Consider the following 15,963-nt stretch of genomic DNA (forward strand, 5'->3'; position numbering starts at 1 on the left):
GCATCACTTTCCGGTAGTCGAATTCGATTTCGAGATCGGCCGCGCTTATCGCGCGGGTTGGCGTGCCGGGTAGAGGTAGTCGATATCGGCGGCATAGGCCGCCGCGATCGCGGCTCGACGCAGTTTCCGCGAGGAGGTCAGCAATCCGTCGTCAACGGTGAAGTCGCCGTCCACAATTCGGAATGCGCGGATCGATTCCGCGCGGGAGACAAGGGAATTCGCGTCGTCGACAGCGGCCTGCACGGCGGCTTCGAGATCACCGTCGGGATGGTCGCCGCGCCAGCGCTGCACCTGTACCGGATCCAGCGTCACCAGTGCGGTGACGTAGTCGAGGCCGTCACCGACCACCATGCAGTTGCTCACCAGCGGATGCAGCCGCACCCGATCTTCCAGCGGCGCCGGCGCGACATTCTTGCCGCCGGAGGTCACCAGGATCTCCTTCTTGCGGCCGGTGATGCGCAGGTAGCCGTCGGCGTCGAGTTCACCGATATCGCCGGTGTGCAACCAACCTTCGTCGTCCACGACGGCCTGGTCCGCCGCCGCACCCCAGTAGCCCGGTGAGACGTGCGGACCACCGACCAGCACCTCGCCGTCGGCGGCCGCGATGGCGACCGAGGTGCCCGGAATCGGTCGCCCCACGGTGCCGAGCCGATTGGTTTCCGGGGCACTGACCGTCACGGCCGTCGCCGCCTCGGTGAGCCCGTAGCAGTTCAGCAGCACCACACCGAATCCGGCGTAGAACCCGATCGTCGACTCGTCGAGCGAGGCGCCGCCGGAGATGACCGAGCGCAGCTGCCCACCGAGCGCGGCCGCCACCGGATGGTCGGACGGGTCCGGTGTCGCCTGGTCACGCAACACTGCCAGACCGCGTGCCACCGCCTCCTGCTCCTCGGTACCGGAAAGCAGCGTTCGGCAGTACTTGCGAATCTTCTCCAGGCCGTAGGGAATCAGCGCCAGGAAGGTGGGCCGTAGCGTCGGCAGCACAGGCACCAGGTCCGGGATGCCGGGCAGCAGATGGGTGCGGCTGCCGCCGAACAGGCAGGCGAACAGGATGGTCTGGCCGAAGACGTGCGACAGCGGCAGCGCGAGCACGGTTGTGCCGTCGAACAGCTCGCCGGTCTGGCGCACGGTATTGGCCGAGGATACGAACATATTGCGGTGCGTGATCAGGCATCCCTTGGAGACGCCGGTGGTGCCGCTGGTGTAGACGATCATGGCCAGGTCATCGGCGTGCACCGCGGCGATGCGGGCTCCGAGATCAGCGTCGATCTCGCCGGCCGTCCACCCCGCGATCAGCGCGAAGGTCCAGACCTCGCCCGCACCCGCGGCCCGCAGGCGCGCTCCATCGGACTCGTCTTCGGCGACGAAATAGGCACTGCCGCTATCGCGCAGGATGTGCTCGATCTGCGTCGCCGAGGAGGTCGGATACACCGGCACGACCACCGCGCCGAGGGCGAGCAGTGCGCAGTCCAGTAGCGCCCACTCGAGGCTCGTGCGGCCGAGGATCGCGACCCGATCCCCGGCTTGCACGCCACGCCCGGCCAGCGCCGAGGCCAGCGCCCGGGCCCGCCGGTCCACTTCGGCGCAGGTGAGTTGGGTCCCGTCCGCGCCGCACAGCGAATGCCGTTGCGGATGTGCCGCGGCCGCACCGGAAATCACCGAGTACAAACTCGCGTCGTCCGGGAGGTCGATTCCGTTCTCGGTCACTGACACTGTATTCACAATGTCGAATTCTGGTCGGCGGCAACGGATTACGTCGCCGCCTATACAGAGGTTCCTACCGCGCGAATGTCATGGCCTATCGAAGGACTCAAGCCGATAGCGCGCGGGCAATATCTATACGTGCCGGTTCGGGGGAATCGATGCAATCCAGGAAAAACGAAACCGCCGGATTCGTCTCATCCGTACGCCACACCGCGTACAAATCCAATGTCGGCACCGGATCGAACAGCTTGACCGCCACCGAGCTACTGCCCGGCGCACCCATACCCATCGAGATCGCGCGCGGTAGCGAGGCGAATCCGACGAACGGACGCACCGAGACCATATGCGCGGTCGCACCGGGATCATCCGCGGTATGCGCGACCGCCAGGCTGATCCTGGTGTCCGCGGCCGCGCGGAAGATGGAGTCGTACATGGCCGGACACTGTTCGCGGGCGAACAGTACACACTCCTGCCCGGCCAGTTCGGCGAAGGGCACACCGGGCCGGTCGGCCCAGCGGTGTCTGCGCCCGACCACCGCTACCAGCGGAACCCGGTGCAGCAATCGCCGATACGAGAAGTCCGGGGTGCTCGGGTGGCCGTAGACCAGCGCCACGTCCAGCGAGCCGTCGGCCAGCGCCGCCAGCTGCGGGCCGGTGCGCTTCTCCCACAGCGACACCACGATATCGGGATGTCGTTCGGTCATTCCGGTGAGCGCCTCCGGCAGCACATGTCTGCTGGCCGGAAGGTTGTAACCGATATTGAGGGTGCCCGCGCGCCCCTCGGCGGTCGCCTTGGCGACCTGGGCTGCCCGGTCCATCTGAGCCACGATGATGCGGGCTTGACTCTCGAATTCTCGGCCCGCCGGGGTCAATTTGACCTCGTGGGAGTTACGTGCGACCAGTTGCACGCCGAGTGATTTCTCCAGCTTCTGCAGCTGGGCACTGAGACTGGGCTGCGTGAGATGCAGGCGCTGCGCTGCGCGGCCGAAATGCAGCTCTTCGGCAATAGTGATGAATGAGACCAGGTGTCGGAACTCCATACCGCCGGCTCCTTATTCCGCGTATCCAAAACGTTAGCGGAGCCAGGTAACCGAGGATGAACCGCGGTCGGACGGCTATTGCCGAGACCGTTGCTGCCGGGTGAACTGACTACCGAACGTTTCGCTGACGTGCTATATCGGAGCCGCGACCATCCAGCATGCCCGAAACGACAGGCCGAGGCAATAGCGGACCCGGTGCGCTATCACACCGGGTCCGAGCGCAACTCACTTGGCGGTGAACCTCGTCGGCAGTGATTCCAGCCCGCGAATGACCACATTCGGCTTATAGGGGGGTTCGTCCGAAAGCAGTTCGATATCACGCACTTTCCGCAACAGCACGTCGAGCAGCACCTCCATCTCCAGCAGTGCCAGAGGTGCGCCGAGGCAGTAGTGGATGCCGAGACTGAAGCCGAGGTGCTTCTTGGCCGGACGCATCGGATCCGAATACCTGGCGACGTCGACCCGGTCCGGATCGGCGAAGACGGCATCGTCGCGGTTGGCCGAATTGATCAGCACCACAACCCCTTCGCCGGTTTCGAACTCATGGCCGGCGACAGTAATCGGCCGGGTGGCGGCGCGGGTGGTGATCTGCACCGATGGCTCCAGCCGCAGCAGCTCGTCGGGTGCGGATGCGGTCAGCTCGGGACGTGCGCGCAGCGCCGCGATTTCGCCCGGATTGCGCATCAGCTGCAGCATGCCGGTGCCGATCAGATTCGCGGTGGTCTCGTGCCCCGCGACGAAGGTGGTGATGCAGGTGGCCAGCAGTTCCTGTTCGGTGAGCACATCGCCGCGGTCCTCGACCTGCGACAGCACGCTCAGCAGGTCGTCCTTCGGATCGTGGCGCCGTTCGTTCAGCAACTCACGGAAGTAACCCATGAAGCCGCGCGAACCGGCGCTGCGGGCCTTCAGCGCCTCCTCGGGCAGCGTGTAGTCGTGATCGAAGCCGCGCGCCAGGTCCTGGGACCACTGGTGCACTTGCTCATAGGCCTCCGGCGGCACGCCGATCAACTCACAGGCGATGATCAGCGGCAGCGGGTAGGCGATCATCTCGACGAGATCGAATTCGCCCGCGGCCAGGGCATTGTCGACGAGTTCCTCGGTGAGCTGCGCGATGCGCGGGCGCAGCCGGGTCACCATGCGCGGGGTGAAGCCCTTGGTCACCAGATTGCGCAGCCGGGTGTGGTCCGGCGGCTCCATCCACAGGAACGAAGTGGGCAGTTCCTCGGGCGCGTCATCCGGCGACACGGTGGGATGCATCATCGCGGCCTCTTCCGCATGACTCCACGCCGTAGTCGAAAGAACAGCCGTGCAGTCCTCGTAGCGGGTCAGCAGGTGATGGCCGAGCGGGGTCTGATGCAGCGGGCCCGCTTCGCGCAGGACCCGTGCGGGGGTGTACGGGTCGGGCCTGCCTTCCGGGCCGAATAAGTGGGCGATGGCGGTCTGGATGGCGGAATCCTGATCCGCCACCGCCGTATTCGCTTGCGACATGTCGGGGTGGTCCCTTCTGTGCGGTGCACCGCCGAACTGGCGGTGTGGCCGGTCGGAATGTGGCGGTGCGGGGCGCGACATTGCGGACCCGTCACCTCGTCGGTTCGATGAGGATCGGTGTGCGTTCGGCTGCTGCGGCCGGTTTTATGTTGCCGCGCAGCAGGATTCGGCCCGCTATCAACGGGTGCAGGAGCGCCGCGGGCGGTTCGACGAGGTTGGCTACCCGCAGAAAGGTGCGAGCGACCCGCGGGTCGACATGTGCGGCACGATGTGCCCGGGCGACATAGGCATTGGTGAGGCGCGTGCGCGTCGTACGCGGGCCGATGACGCCCGGATGGCTGAGGTCGGCACCGGCAGCGAGCTGCCACGCGACATCGACCACTTTGCCCGCGTCGGAATAGAACCGGGCGGGTAGCCCGGCCTCGGATCCGGCGCGCAGACAGTCGCGCAGGACGAGAGCTTGCTGGGCGGCCACCGCCATGCCCTGCGCGTACAGCGGATTGAAGCTGCACAGCGCGTCGCCGAGTACCAGAAAGCCTTGCGGCACAGTGGAAAGCCGCTCGAATCGGCGGCGCACCGGTGAGCGGAAACGATGCGGCACCAACTCATCGAGCGGTTCGGAGGTGGTGACGAGTTCGTGGATATCCGGTGCGGCGATGGTGGCGGCGAATTCGGCGAAGCCGTCCGGATCGGTCGGCGGATGGTCGCCGAGCATGCCTGCCAGCGTGATGTGCCAGCGGTCGCCCTCGACCCGAATCGCGCCACCACCACGGCCGTTCCGGCCGGTGGAGATGATCACCGAGGATTGGCCGCCCAATTGTCCTGGCCGCCAGCGGAAGAATCCGGAGGTGTAGCCGAGATCGACCTCGAGGCGTTCCTCCAGTGGGATCCGCGCGCCGAGGGCCGCCAGCCATACGCTCGCCCGGGAGCCGCGGCCGGTCGCGTCGACGATGAGGTCGGTGGCATGCGCCTCCGCACCGTGGCCGCCGGAGACCGATACCGCACGCACCCGCGCCGCATCGCCGATCAGACCGCGCGCCATCCCCTCGCACAGGCGCACGCCGGGTGTGGCGAGCGTCCGCTGCCGTAGTACCTCTTCCAGTAGCGGCCTGGTCGCGATTACCGAAGTGAGTCCGGTCGGGGTCGGCGCGGCCCGCAATCCGCCTACGTACCAACGCGTTCCGACCAAAGCCTCCGCGGTGGTCGCGCCCCGGTCGGCCATTTCGGAGGTGAAACCCGGATACAGCTGTTCGATGATGGTCCGGCCGCGATCCAGCAACCCGTGCAGGTGTCGTGCCTGTGGTACACCGCGTCGCACGGCGGTGCCCGCCACCATGTCGCGATCGAATATGGTGACCCGGGCATAGTGCTCGGAGAGCACCCGGGCGGCGAGCAATCCGGCGACGCCCGCGCCGAGCACCACCGCGTGCCGCCGCTCGCTCATGCCTCCGCCTCGCTGGCACTCGGCTCCGCCATGACCGAGCGATGCCCGGCTGAGTCTTCGGTTCGCTCGCTACGCTCGCTCACAGCGACACCGGCAGCGACACGATGCCGCGATGGATCAGGCTGGGCCGGTATTCGACGGTGTCGGTGGCGAGTTCGAGTTTCGGCGCCCGGTCGAGCAGGGTGCCGAGAGCGGCCTCCGCCTCGATTCGCGCGAGCGGCGCACCGACGCAGTAGTGGATGCCGAGGCTGAAGCCGAGATGCTTGCGCGCCGGGCGGTTTCCGGAGTAGCGGGTGACATCGAAGGTGTCGGCGTCCGGGTATACCCGATCGTCCCGGCTGGCCGAGGCGGTGAGTACGACCACGCCGTCGCCGCGACGAAATTCGTGCTCGCCGACGGTGGTGTCGGCCAGGGCGACGCGGATGGTGAACTGTGTCGGAGCGTCGTAGCGCAGCATCTCGTCCAGCGACGGGCCGATCAACTCCGGACTGTCCCGAAGCAGTTGCAGCTGAGCCGGATTGCGCAGCAGCGCGAGCATGCCGTTGCCGATCAGGTTGATCGAGGTCTCCATCCCCGCGACCAGCGTGAGCAGCGCGATTCCGATCACCTCGGGCTCGGTCAGCTGCGCACCGCTCGCGGCCGCCAGCGCGCTCAGCAGATCCGGTGTCGGATTCGCCTTCTTCTGCTGGATCAGCCGGGCGAAGTAACTCATGCACTCCATTGCCGCGGTGCCACGTGCGGCCACCTCGTCCGAGCCCAGCAGCGAATCCGGGTCGCTGCCCCGCGCGATCGCCAGCTGCCACTCGCGGAACAGTGCGCCATCGGCCGAATCGGCGCCGAGCAGCCGCACCGGCACCATCGCCACGGCGAGGGGTACCGCGAGATCGTTGAGCACATCGAGTTCGCCGCGCCGCACCGCCGCGTCGACCAGGTCGCTGACCACCTGACCGGCAACCGGAACCATCTCCGCCATCAGCCGCGGTGTGAACGCCTTCGCCACCAGCTTGCGGTAGCGGCCGTGCTCGGGCGGATCCATTCGGACGAACGAACCCGGAATCGCGGCGGTGGTGTCGCGGAACGGGCTGATTCCGGCGGCGTAGCCGTGACCCCAGTCCGAGCCGGTGAGGATGGCGGCGCACTCCTCGTATCGGGTGATCAAAGTGACCGGCACATCGCCGAATTCGTACGGGAACAGGGCGGCGGCATCGCGCACCCGACGGTATGCCGGATACGGGTCCGCCCGCTCGCTGGGATCGAAGGCATCGAAGGTAACGGGAATGGCGGTATGCCCACCCGTCACCCGGCCGCCGCCCCCCACGGAATCGCTCCGCGATGCTGTATTCATTTTCCCTCCAGCCGCACATGAAGTTCTGACATGCCGCGCACGACCACATTCGGCCGATACGGCGGTTCCTCGAGCAGGGTCATGGCCGCGACCCGATCGGCGATGGCACGCAGCACCACCTGCATCTCCAGCCGGGCCAGCGGTGCGCCTAGGCAGTAGTGCAGGCCGAGGCCGAAGGACAAGTGCCGCTCGGCCTTTCGGCCCCTGGCGTATCGCGCGATATCGAACTTGTCGGCGTCCGGGAAGGCCAGCGGGTCGCGGTTCGCCGAGGCCAACAGGACGATCACCGCATCACCGGGTGCGAAAGTCCGTCCGGAGACGGTGATCACGTCGTGCGCGGTGCGGGTGGTGAGGTGCACCGGCGCGTCATAGCGCAGCACCTCGTCGACGGCGGATTCGCACAGTTCCGGGAATTCGCGCAGCCGCTCGAACTCCTCGGGATTGCGGATCAGCGCGAGCACCCCGTTGCCGATCAGGTTGACGGTCGTCTCGTGCCCGGCGACAACGAGAATCAGCAGCGTGCCGAGCAGTTCGGTGCGAGTCAGGCGGGCACCCGCATCATCGGCCTGCACCAACGCCGTGATCAGGTCGTCGCGCGGGGATTTGCGGCGCTGCTCCACCAGATCGCCGAACAACTCCAGGAAGGCGTGCACCGCCGTGGTGCGCGCGGCCAATTCCCCGGGCGAGAGCAGCAGATCCGGATCGAGGCCGCGGGCGATGCCGGTCGAGATCTGACGCACGTGCTCGTGCGCCTCGGCCGGAACGCCAAGCAGTTCGCACACCATGGTGAGCGGGAGCGGATAGGCCAGCGCGTCCAGCAGATCGACCTCACCCGCGGCGAGCATCTTCGCCAGCAGCTCGTCGACCAAATGTTCGGCCCGGTCCCGCATGCCGCTGACGGTGCGCGCGGTGAATGCCTTGCTGACCAGTCCGCGCAATCGGGTGTGCTCCGGCGGCTCCATCCAGAGGAACGAGCCGGGCAGTTCGACATCGCTGTCGCCGTGCAGCAGTTGCGGTTCCTCGGCGTGGCTCCAGCGCGGGTCCTGCATGATCGTCTGCGCCTCGTGGTGACGGGTCACCAGGTGCATATCGTGCGGTCCGGGCACGAAGGGACCCGCGCCGCGAAGCACCGCATAACTGTCATACGGATTGTGTCGCGTATGCGGTGCGACGCTCTCGACGACCGCCAGCTGCACCGGGGTCGACTCCTCGACCGCGGAATGGTCGGAACTCACCGGCAACTCCTGAATGGAATACGAAATGGACACCGGGCGAAAACAATTCCGGTCCATCGTGGTGCCGTCGCACCCGGCGGTACGGCGACGATTGTCCGTTCCTATCGCGCCATAGCCCGAATACCTTATCGGGCAACGCGATTGAATGATCGCGGATGTTTATCGCAGGCCGTAATTCACAATGCGTTCAAGGCGTTGTCACAATTCGCTGTTGTCGTGGCAGACATGAATTCTGCGGAATCGGTCGAAACCCTGCCGGGCCGGCTGGCCCGGATCGCGGCCGAGCACCCCGAGGTGGCCGCCACATTTTGGTCGGTTTCGGAAACGCTGACCTACGCCGAACTCGACCGGCTCTCCCGCGGAGCTGCCGCTGCGCTGGTCCGGCGCGGAATTCAGCGGGGCGAGCCCATCGGCATCCTGTGCCCGAACGCACCCGAATTCCTGATCGGGCTGTTCGGTGTCGCGGCGGCGGGCGGTGCCGCGACTCCCCTGCCCCTGCCCGCCGGTTCCGCGCAGCTGAGCGGATATCCGCAGAAACTCGCGACGATCGTGGCGGCCGCCGGGATGCGCACGGTGCTGGTGTCGCACCGCTTCGCCGATCTGGCCGCGCTGCTCGACACCGTGGTGAACGTCGAATTGGTGGACACCGCAACACTATTCACCGAGGACAGCACCCCGCTGCCCACCATCGACGCCGACGACCTGGCCATCGTGCAGTTCACCTCCGGCAGCACCGCCACCCCCAAAGGCGTTCGCCTGACCCATCACAACGCCCTCAGCGGGCTGGCCGCGATTCGCACCGGCATCGCGCTCGACCTGACCGATCAGGGCGGGTTCTGGCTGCCGCTGTTCCACGATATGGGCCTGTTCGGTACGTTGTCGGCGATCCTGCGCGGAATTCCGGCGCACGTCTGGTCGCCGCTGGCGTTCGTCAAAGATCCGGCTCGCTGGCTCGCGGAATTCGCGGCCAGCGGCATCACGATCACCGCCATGCCGAATTTCGGCTACGAGGCGCTGCTCAACGCCATCCCGGCGGACGAGGTCACCGACTACGACCTGCGGCGCTGGCGCATCGCCTGCAATGGTTCCGAACCGATCTCCCGCGATGTGGTCGAGGCGTTCTGCGAGCGTTTCGCACCCGCCGGTTTCGCGCCCTCGACGATGTTCGGGGTGTACGGCATGGCGGAGGCCACCCTCGCCGTAGCCTTCCCACCGCTCGGGCGCGCGCCGCTGTTCGAGTGGGTCGACCGTACAGCGCTCGCGGAAGATGCTCGGGCACAGTCTGTTTCGCCCGATACACCCGGTGCGCGCGCCGTTGCCGGTGTCGGCTCCGCGGTAGCCGATCTGCGACTGCGGATCGTGGATCTCGGTACCGGCGCGGAACTTCCGGACGGCGCGGTCGGTGAAATCCACATCCAGGGCCCCTCGGTGACCGAGGGCTATCTGACCGCCGACCCGTCGAGCGTCGCGGGACTGCATACCGCAGGTTGGCTGCGCACAGGCGATCTCGGCTACCAGCGCGATGGTGAACTCTTCGTCACCGGCCGCTGCAAGGACATGATCACCGTGCGCGGCGTCAATTACTACGCCCAGGATGTCGAGGCCGCCGTGCGTGACCTCAACGGCATCTATAAGGGCCGCTGCACCGCCGCGACCGATCCCGACGGCGCGGATGTCATCGCGCTGATCGCCGAATCCGAATGCACCGGCGCCGCGGCGGAGGCACTCGCCGATCAAATTCGCGGCCGCATCTCCACCGAGCTCGGACTGGCCGCAGTCCAGGTGTATCTCGTTGCACCACGCAGCATTCCACGCACCAGCAGCGGCAAACTGCAGCGCCTCGCGGCGCGCGACCTCATCTCCCTACGGCAATGACCTTCGACCGAACTGGAGCCTCCCGTGCACAGCTATGAAGTCTTCCGTCACTACGAGCGCCTGCATTGGCGGCTGACCGATCTGGACCTCGACGCCGTCGACCACGCATTGGTCCGTCCCGAATACGTGACCCTGGCCAAGAGCGCGACCATGGGCGAATCCAATGTCATCGCCGCGGTACACGGCTTCATGAACGAATTCGTCGACGACTACGACTTCTCCACCTTCGCCGTGGTGTGGGGCTACCAGGAAGTGCAGCACCACTATGCTTTTCGCTCCTGGCTCGGCGCGGTCGGCGAGAGCGTGGACGAGAAGGCCGTCGACTCCATGCGCGAGCCGTACGCGCCCGGCAGCACCCCCTCGGCCACCCTGGCGACCAATGTCATCTCCGAACTCACGGTGAACCACATCTATCGCGCCGTCGCGAGCTGGGTGCAGGAGCCGGTGCTGAAGGACCTGCTGCTCAATGCGAGTCGCGATGAGGCCGGACATGCCCGCGAATTCATCCATTACACGACCGAACGGCTGGAGCGGCGCCCCGAGGAGCTGCCCTCGGTGCTGGAGACGCTCTACGTCTACAGCTCCGAGGCCAAGATCAAGCATCCGGTGAGCACCTTCAAGGCGGGCATCAGCGAACTCGGCGACCACGAGACCATCGACACCGGATTCGATCTGTTCCTCGAACAGGTCGCCGCCGAGGGTGAGCTGGAGGTGCTGCACGACAAGGTGCGCCGCACCTTCGCCAATATAACCGGCTTCGACCTGTCCTCGAATGCGAAGGTGCGCCGCGCCCTCGCCGACGCGATCGCCTAGCTCATGGAGCGACACAGCTCGGTTCAAGTGCCGTGGTCGGTGATTCCGGACTACCACTGCTTCGGCTGCTCCCCGCACAACGCGTCCGGGCTGCGGCTCGAGTTCGAACCGCATCCGGACGGCCTCCAGGCCCGGTTCCGGCTCGGACGCAGCTTCGAGTCCTACCCGGGGGTTGTGCACGGCGGGCTCATCGGCGTGATCTGCGATGAGGTGATGGGCAACCTCATCGTGCTGGCCCGCCACCATCCCGCATTCACGGTCTCGCAGCGCACCCGCTTCATCTCCCCGCTGCTGATCGACCGCGAGTACCACTGTGTGGCAACACTATCCGAATCGCAGCACCCGATTCAGGCGTCCGCCGAGATCCTGGACGCCGACGGCACCGTCTGCGCCACCTCCAGCGCGGCCTATCAGCCGTTCGAACTCGATGCGGTCCGCCATCAACTCACCCTCCGCGACGATGAGGTCGCCCTGCTCTCGCACGCTCTGACCACCGCGAATGCCCTCTCTTCGAATGGAGTTCAGCAATGACCCACACCGCCGACGACATCCTGCGCACCGTCACCGATATCGCCGCCGCCGAGACCGGCATCGCCGAGGCCGAACTGCGCCCCGATGTCGACCTGCGCGGCATGGCGGGCGTCGATTCGGTGCGCGTGCTGCGCATGGTCGCCAAGATCGAACGCACCTACGACATCGAGCTGGAGGACCAGGACGTGTTCGGTCTCTCCACGCTCGCCGATGTCGTCAGGGTGGTCGATCGGGCCCTGCACGAGGCGGCAGCGTGACTGTCACCGCCGATACCAACCAGCACTACGACCTGGATCCCGATATCTTCGGCCAGTTCCTCGACCCGCTGCGCAAATACAGCTCGGCGTTGTACAACTCGCCGACTGGGGGATGGCAGCCGACGGAGTCGGTGGGGCGGGTGAACACAGTCACCCTCGAGCAGGCGCAGCGGCAGAAGTTGCGCTTCGTCGCCGGTCGGCTCGGGCTGCGCGGCGGGGAGCGACTGCTCGATGTCGGATGCGGCTGGGGTTCGCTGCTCCTGTTCATGGCCGAGGAATTCGGTTGCGACACAATGGGAGTCAGCCCGGCACCGCGGCAGCACGAGTACATTGCCGAGCAGGCTCGCGCGCGTGGTGTCACCGAGCGGGTGCACACGAAGGTCGGACACTTCGAAGAGCTCGACCTGCCGGTGCGCAGCTTCGACGCGGTTACCCTGCTCGGCTCGATCGTGCATATGCCCGACCTCGGCGCGGTCTTCCGGCGCGCACGGGCGGTACTGCGGCGTGGTGGCGCACTGTATGTCTCGGAGAGCTGTTTCCGAAATGCCTCCGCCCGCAATGCCTTCGACACCCGCGTCGGCACCGAATTCGTCCGCGAGGACATTTTCGGCTGGGGTGATCTGCGCCCACTGTCGGAGCTGCTGACCGCCGCCGAGGACGCCGGTTTCTCGATCATCGCGGTGGACGACCTCACCGAGCACTACCGCCGCACCATCGATGACTGGATCGCCAATGTCGACGCGGCCGCCGAGCGCATCGACGCGCACGGCCCCGGGCTGGCCGCGAAGCTGCGGCACTACCTGGAGATCGCCAATGCCGGATGGGGTTATACGACCAAGCATTACGCGCTGACCTGTCGCAATGCCCGGTAGGAGACGCAGATGAATTTGGAGTCAGCTCTGATTCCGGTCGACGAGGTGGCCGCCGCGGTCGACGGCTTCCTCGCCGCTTCCCCGGCCACGCGGGCCTGGGATGTGGAGACCGCCTTCGACTGGTCGCTGGCCGATGCGGGCCGGCTCACCGAGGGGCAGCGCTCGGCAGTGCAGTTCGTCACCCTCATCGAGGATCATCTGCCCGGCTATTTCGATGTGTACCACCGGCATTTCCCGGTGGACGACACCGTGGACCGGGCCACCTTCGTCCACAACCGCGAGCTCTACCACTTCACCGTGCGGTGGGCGCTGGAGGAGGATACCCACGCACGCGCGCTCACCCGATACCAGGAAGCCTCCGGGATCGCTGAACGTGGGTCTCTCCGTGAAGAATTGGCGATCGAAGGACAGAAGCCGTTCGATCTGCCCTACGACCATCCGGTGCAGTTCTTCGCCTACGCGCTGGTGCAGGAGAAGGCGACCCAGATGTACTACCAGCACCTGCGCGATGTAGTCGACGACCCGATCCTCGCGGCGGTGCTGGGCCGGTTATCCCGCGACGAGGCAAGGCATTTCAGCTTCATGGCCGATGTGGTCGGACGGTATCTGCGGGTGCAGGGCGATGCGACCGTGGAGCCGATCCGCGATGTCATCGCCAATTTCCGCATGCCACTGGCCGACACCATGCGCGGCTACTGGCGGTGGGCGCTGAAGATCGCCGATGTGGCCTCCTACGACCACACCGAGGCCTATGAGCATCTGGTGAAGGTGATCGACCGGACGGTGGATGCCAGATCCGACCGGCTCGACGAATTGGTTCGTTTCATCGGCGAGTGCGACGCGCTGGCCTGACAAATAGCCCTGCCTCCACATGTTCGGAGGCAGGGCTATTTATTTCACTGCTCCGGATTCAGCACCAGAATCGTGGTCGAGCCATGCGCGATCAACTTGCCGTTCGCATCCACGATCCGCCCCTCCGCGGTCGCGGTGCGGCGTCCGACGTGAATCGCATTGGCCTCACACGTGAGCCGCGATCCGTCCAATGTCACCGATCGAATGAAGTTCACCTTCAGCTCCAGCGTCGTATAGGCCACGCCGTCACCGAGTTTCGTGAAGACCGCGCTCCCCATCGCGGTGTCCATGAGCGTCGCGATCACCCCGCCGTGCACCGTGAACATGGCGTTGATGGTGGCCGGATTCGGATCGAGGTAATACCGGGTGTACCCGTCCCCCGCCGTCTCCAGCCGAATCCCCAGCGACGCGCCGACCCCCAGATTCTCCTGCAGCCCCCGCTCGAATACCGTCGTCAATTCCTCGACGCGGGTGGCGACGGTCCCATTGCTGTGAGTATCGATGCTGGTCATAGCCTCTTCCTCCCTGGCGAACAATGCCAGCCCATTCGACCAGCGCCCGGTGAACTCCACCTGGCCACGACCCACTGCATATCCAGCTTCGATCGGCTGATCGAAATCAGAGGTCGGCGACCGCGCGCACCAATTCGGTGATCTGCTCGAAGTCCTCGTCGACGAACCCGGACTGATCGGCGGCCCGCACGATCCGGTCGACTCGCGGGCCGATCGCCCCCGGTGAATCGGGCCAGGTGAAGTCGGCAAGAGAAATACTCAGTCGCATGATCCGAGCCTGGCACGACCGAGGCGCGCCAGGGAGGCACTGTCAGTCCTAGGACATCAGCGGCGGGGCTGGTGGGAAGGTGATCGGGAGTGCGGTGAGTGCGCGGTGGAAGGGGCCCGGCCGCCAGGTCAGCTGGTCGGGGGGCACCGCGAGGCGGACCTCGGGTAGGGCGTCGAGTAGTTGGTCGATGGCGTCCTGGGCGATCATGTAGGCCATCGATTTCGCAGGACATACGTGTGGTCCGGCGCCCCAGGCCAGATGGGAGCGATTGCCCACGTACTGATTCGCGACGATCGCCGGATCGGTGTTGCAGGCGGCGATGCTGATGACGACCGGCTGGTGGGCGGGTAGCCAGACATCGTCGATCAGGATCGGCTGGCGCGGAAATGTGATGCAGACATTCGCCATCGGCGGATTGTTGAACAACACCTCGTCGAGCGCGTCCCTGGTCGACATGGTTCCGCCGAGCACGCTGCCGCCGAACCGCTCGTCGGTGAGAATCAGCAGCAGGGCATTGACGATCAGATTCCGCTGCGGTTCGATGCCCGCGCCGTACAGCGTGCCCAACTGGTGCACCATCTCGGTATCGGTCAGCGCCGCCGAATGCCGCAGCATTCGGGTGGTGATGTCGTCGCCGGGCTCGACGCGCTTGAGCTGGGTCAATTCCAGCATCGCGCCGACGAGCAACTGATTGCCGTGCTCAGCATTGATCGCCTCGAAGATCGCGGCCATACCGGTCGCGGCCTGCTGCGCGATATCGTCCGGGCACCCGAGCATCGCGTTGAGCACCGCGAAGGAGAGCGGAAACGCGTACTGGCGCACCAGGTCGGCCGACCCGTCGCCGCAGAACGAATTGATCAGCGGAACAGCGAGTTTCGCTACCGTATCGCGCAGGTGGTACTGATCGACCTTCTCCAGACCCGCGACATTTGTCTGCCGATACCTGGCGTGCGCTTCACCGGCATTGCGCAGGGAATTCGGTCGCCACTGCATCATCGGCAGCACCGGGCAGTCCGCGGCCACACTCTGCTGCCAGGTGCGCGGATCGGCCGGAAAATGATCCGGATCATTGAGGATCTGCAACGCCGAGTAATAGCCGACCACCAATGTGGCGGGCACCCCCGGTGCCAGATCCACCGGCACCAGCGCCCCGTACCGCTCCCGCATATCCCGATACACCCGATGCGGATCCGCCGCGAATTCCGGCGTGTACAACGCCACCCGCGGCCCATCCGTGTCGATCGGCGAAGTGAACGGTGCACGGCTGTGCGCCGGAGACGGCAACGTCATCGAGAAAACTCCAGGCAATCGAAATACAGGCTCTGTGAGCCTATGCACCCACCCATCGCCACGCATCCCGAACGCCGATAACACCCGCACATTGCTCAGACGAATTCGACCGAATCGATGCGCCAGTCCCGGCCGGAGCGCTGCAGGGTCACCTTGACGGTGAGCGCATCGCCCGACGAAGCCGATACCGAAATCCGAACCCTGCTCGCCAACCAGCGATTCGACCTCGTCATGATCGGCGGTGCGATACGAGCCTTCCCCGACCACACCTTGCTGTTCGAGCACATCATCAACGCCGTAATCGAGGCGGCCCCGCGGAATTCGATTCTGCTTCAACACTTCCCCCCGCGACCACCCTCGACGCCCTCCACCGAGCATCCGCATCCATGTGAACTCCGCCTGGTCGAAATGACCGTGCTTGGGTGACACCTGCCATGC

The 15,963-nt window shown here is 66.0% G+C and carries 16 protein-coding genes; 7 read left to right on the forward strand and 9 right to left on the reverse strand.

What is annotated here, in order from left to right; all coding sequences use genetic code 11:
- Positions 1-45: 45 nt before the first annotated feature.
- The 6 genes from ACQPXH_RS24885 to ACQPXH_RS24910 form a co-directional block, all read right to left on the reverse strand.
- Positions 46-1,722, reverse strand: coding sequence for an AMP-dependent synthetase/ligase (locus ACQPXH_RS24885; protein ID WP_433598912.1), 1,677 nt, complete (start codon positions 1,720-1,722; stop codon positions 46-48).
- 88 nt (positions 1,723-1,810) lie between these two features.
- Positions 1,811-2,743 carry a LysR family transcriptional regulator gene (locus ACQPXH_RS24890; RefSeq protein WP_433598913.1) on the reverse strand — a complete coding sequence of 311 codons (933 nt, stop codon included), beginning with the start codon at positions 2,741-2,743 and terminating at the stop codon, positions 1,811-1,813.
- Between the two features lie 225 nt (positions 2,744-2,968).
- Positions 2,969-4,210, reverse strand: a complete 1,242-nt coding sequence (locus tag ACQPXH_RS24895; protein ID WP_433598914.1) for a cytochrome P450 — start codon at positions 4,208-4,210, stop codon at positions 2,969-2,971.
- 112 nt (positions 4,211-4,322) lie between these two features.
- Entirely contained in the window at positions 4,323-5,675 is a 1,353-nt protein-coding gene (locus ACQPXH_RS24900) for an NAD(P)/FAD-dependent oxidoreductase (protein WP_433598915.1), read from the reverse strand.
- Positions 5,676-5,754: 79 nt separating this feature from the next.
- The gene (locus tag ACQPXH_RS24905; protein ID WP_433598916.1) at positions 5,755-7,020 is read right to left on the reverse strand and encodes a cytochrome P450; all 1,266 of its coding nucleotides are present in this window, start codon (positions 7,018-7,020) and stop codon (positions 5,755-5,757) included.
- Entirely contained in the window at positions 7,017-8,255 is a 1,239-nt protein-coding gene (locus ACQPXH_RS24910; protein ID WP_433598917.1) for a cytochrome P450, read from the reverse strand. Before ACQPXH_RS24910 ends, ACQPXH_RS24905 begins: the two co-directional genes overlap by 4 nt.
- 225 nt (positions 8,256-8,480) lie before the next feature.
- On the opposite strand from ACQPXH_RS24910, the gene ACQPXH_RS24915 reads away from it, so the two are divergent.
- Genes ACQPXH_RS24915 through ACQPXH_RS24940 form a run of 6 tightly spaced genes read left to right on the forward strand, consistent with a single transcriptional unit; the run spans position 8,481 to position 13,455 of the window.
- Positions 8,481-10,130, forward strand: coding sequence for a fatty acyl-AMP ligase (locus tag ACQPXH_RS24915; RefSeq protein WP_433598918.1), 1,650 nt, complete (start codon positions 8,481-8,483; stop codon positions 10,128-10,130).
- A 24-nt stretch (positions 10,131-10,154) separates the two neighbouring features.
- Positions 10,155-10,943 carry a ferritin-like domain-containing protein gene (locus tag ACQPXH_RS24920; protein WP_433598919.1) on the forward strand — a complete coding sequence of 263 codons (789 nt, stop codon included), beginning with the start codon at positions 10,155-10,157 and terminating at the stop codon, positions 10,941-10,943.
- A 3-nt stretch (positions 10,944-10,946) separates the two neighbouring features.
- On the forward strand, positions 10,947-11,474 hold the full coding sequence (locus ACQPXH_RS24925; RefSeq protein ID WP_433598920.1) for a PaaI family thioesterase: 528 nt from the start codon (positions 10,947-10,949) through the stop codon (positions 11,472-11,474).
- Positions 11,471-11,731, forward strand: coding sequence for an acyl carrier protein (locus ACQPXH_RS24930; RefSeq protein WP_433598921.1), 261 nt, complete (start codon positions 11,471-11,473; stop codon positions 11,729-11,731). The genes ACQPXH_RS24925 and ACQPXH_RS24930 overlap by 4 nt, the downstream gene beginning before the upstream one ends.
- On the forward strand, positions 11,728-12,603 hold the full coding sequence (locus tag ACQPXH_RS24935) for an SAM-dependent methyltransferase (protein ID WP_433598922.1): 876 nt from the start codon (positions 11,728-11,730) through the stop codon (positions 12,601-12,603). Before ACQPXH_RS24930 ends, ACQPXH_RS24935 begins: the two co-directional genes overlap by 4 nt.
- 9 nt (positions 12,604-12,612) lie before the next feature.
- Positions 12,613-13,455 carry an acyl-ACP desaturase gene (locus ACQPXH_RS24940; RefSeq protein ID WP_433598923.1) on the forward strand — a complete coding sequence of 281 codons (843 nt, stop codon included), beginning with the start codon at positions 12,613-12,615 and terminating at the stop codon, positions 13,453-13,455.
- A gap of 44 nt (positions 13,456-13,499) precedes the next feature.
- On the opposite strand, the gene ACQPXH_RS24945 is transcribed toward ACQPXH_RS24940, so the two are convergent.
- From ACQPXH_RS24945 to ACQPXH_RS24955, 3 genes are all read right to left on the reverse strand, one after another.
- Positions 13,500-13,967: a PaaI family thioesterase gene (locus tag ACQPXH_RS24945; RefSeq protein WP_433598924.1), complete on the reverse strand. Its 468-nt coding sequence runs from the start codon at positions 13,965-13,967 to the stop codon at positions 13,500-13,502.
- Positions 13,968-14,073: 106 nt separating this feature from the next.
- Positions 14,074-14,235, reverse strand: coding sequence for a hypothetical protein (locus tag ACQPXH_RS24950; protein ID WP_433598925.1), 162 nt, complete (start codon positions 14,233-14,235; stop codon positions 14,074-14,076).
- A gap of 48 nt (positions 14,236-14,283) precedes the next feature.
- Positions 14,284-15,525, reverse strand: coding sequence for a cytochrome P450 (locus ACQPXH_RS24955; protein ID WP_433598926.1), 1,242 nt, complete (start codon positions 15,523-15,525; stop codon positions 14,284-14,286).
- A gap of 159 nt (positions 15,526-15,684) precedes the next feature.
- Here ACQPXH_RS24955 and ACQPXH_RS24960 point away from each other — a divergent pair, with 159 nt between their 5' ends.
- A complete protein-coding gene (locus ACQPXH_RS24960; RefSeq protein WP_433598927.1) occupies positions 15,685-15,951 on the forward strand; it encodes a hypothetical protein in 267 nt (88 codons plus the stop codon).
- Positions 15,952-15,963: the final 12 nt, after the last annotated feature.

Source organism: Nocardia sp. CA-135953 (assembly GCF_050955735.1).
Lineage (GTDB): Bacteria > Actinomycetota > Actinomycetes > Mycobacteriales > Mycobacteriaceae > Nocardia.

Bases quoted from the DNA above. Each gene is read 5' to 3' on its own strand.
- ACQPXH_RS24930 (WP_433598921.1), top strand. From the start codon at position 11,471: ATGACCCACACCGCCGACGACATCCTGCGCACCGTCACCGATATCGCC.
- ACQPXH_RS24955 (WP_433598926.1), bottom strand. From the start codon at position 15,525: ATGACGTTGCCGTCTCCGGCGCACAGCCGTGCACCGTTCACTTCGCCG.
- ACQPXH_RS24915 (WP_433598918.1), top strand. From the start codon at position 8,481: ATGAATTCTGCGGAATCGGTCGAAACCCTGCCGGGCCGGCTGGCCCGG.
- ACQPXH_RS24940 (WP_433598923.1), top strand. From the start codon at position 12,613: ATGAATTTGGAGTCAGCTCTGATTCCGGTCGACGAGGTGGCCGCCGCG.
- ACQPXH_RS24925 (WP_433598920.1), top strand. From the start codon at position 10,947: ATGGAGCGACACAGCTCGGTTCAAGTGCCGTGGTCGGTGATTCCGGAC.
- ACQPXH_RS24950 (WP_433598925.1), bottom strand. From the start codon at position 14,235: ATGCGACTGAGTATTTCTCTTGCCGACTTCACCTGGCCCGATTCACCG.
- ACQPXH_RS24900 (WP_433598915.1), bottom strand. From the start codon at position 5,675: ATGAGCGAGCGGCGGCACGCGGTGGTGCTCGGCGCGGGCGTCGCCGGA.
- ACQPXH_RS24890 (WP_433598913.1), bottom strand. From the start codon at position 2,743: ATGGAGTTCCGACACCTGGTCTCATTCATCACTATTGCCGAAGAGCTG.
- ACQPXH_RS24905 (WP_433598916.1), bottom strand. From the start codon at position 7,020: ATGAATACAGCATCGCGGAGCGATTCCGTGGGGGGCGGCGGCCGGGTG.
- ACQPXH_RS24945 (WP_433598924.1), bottom strand. From the start codon at position 13,967: ATGACCAGCATCGATACTCACAGCAATGGGACCGTCGCCACCCGCGTC.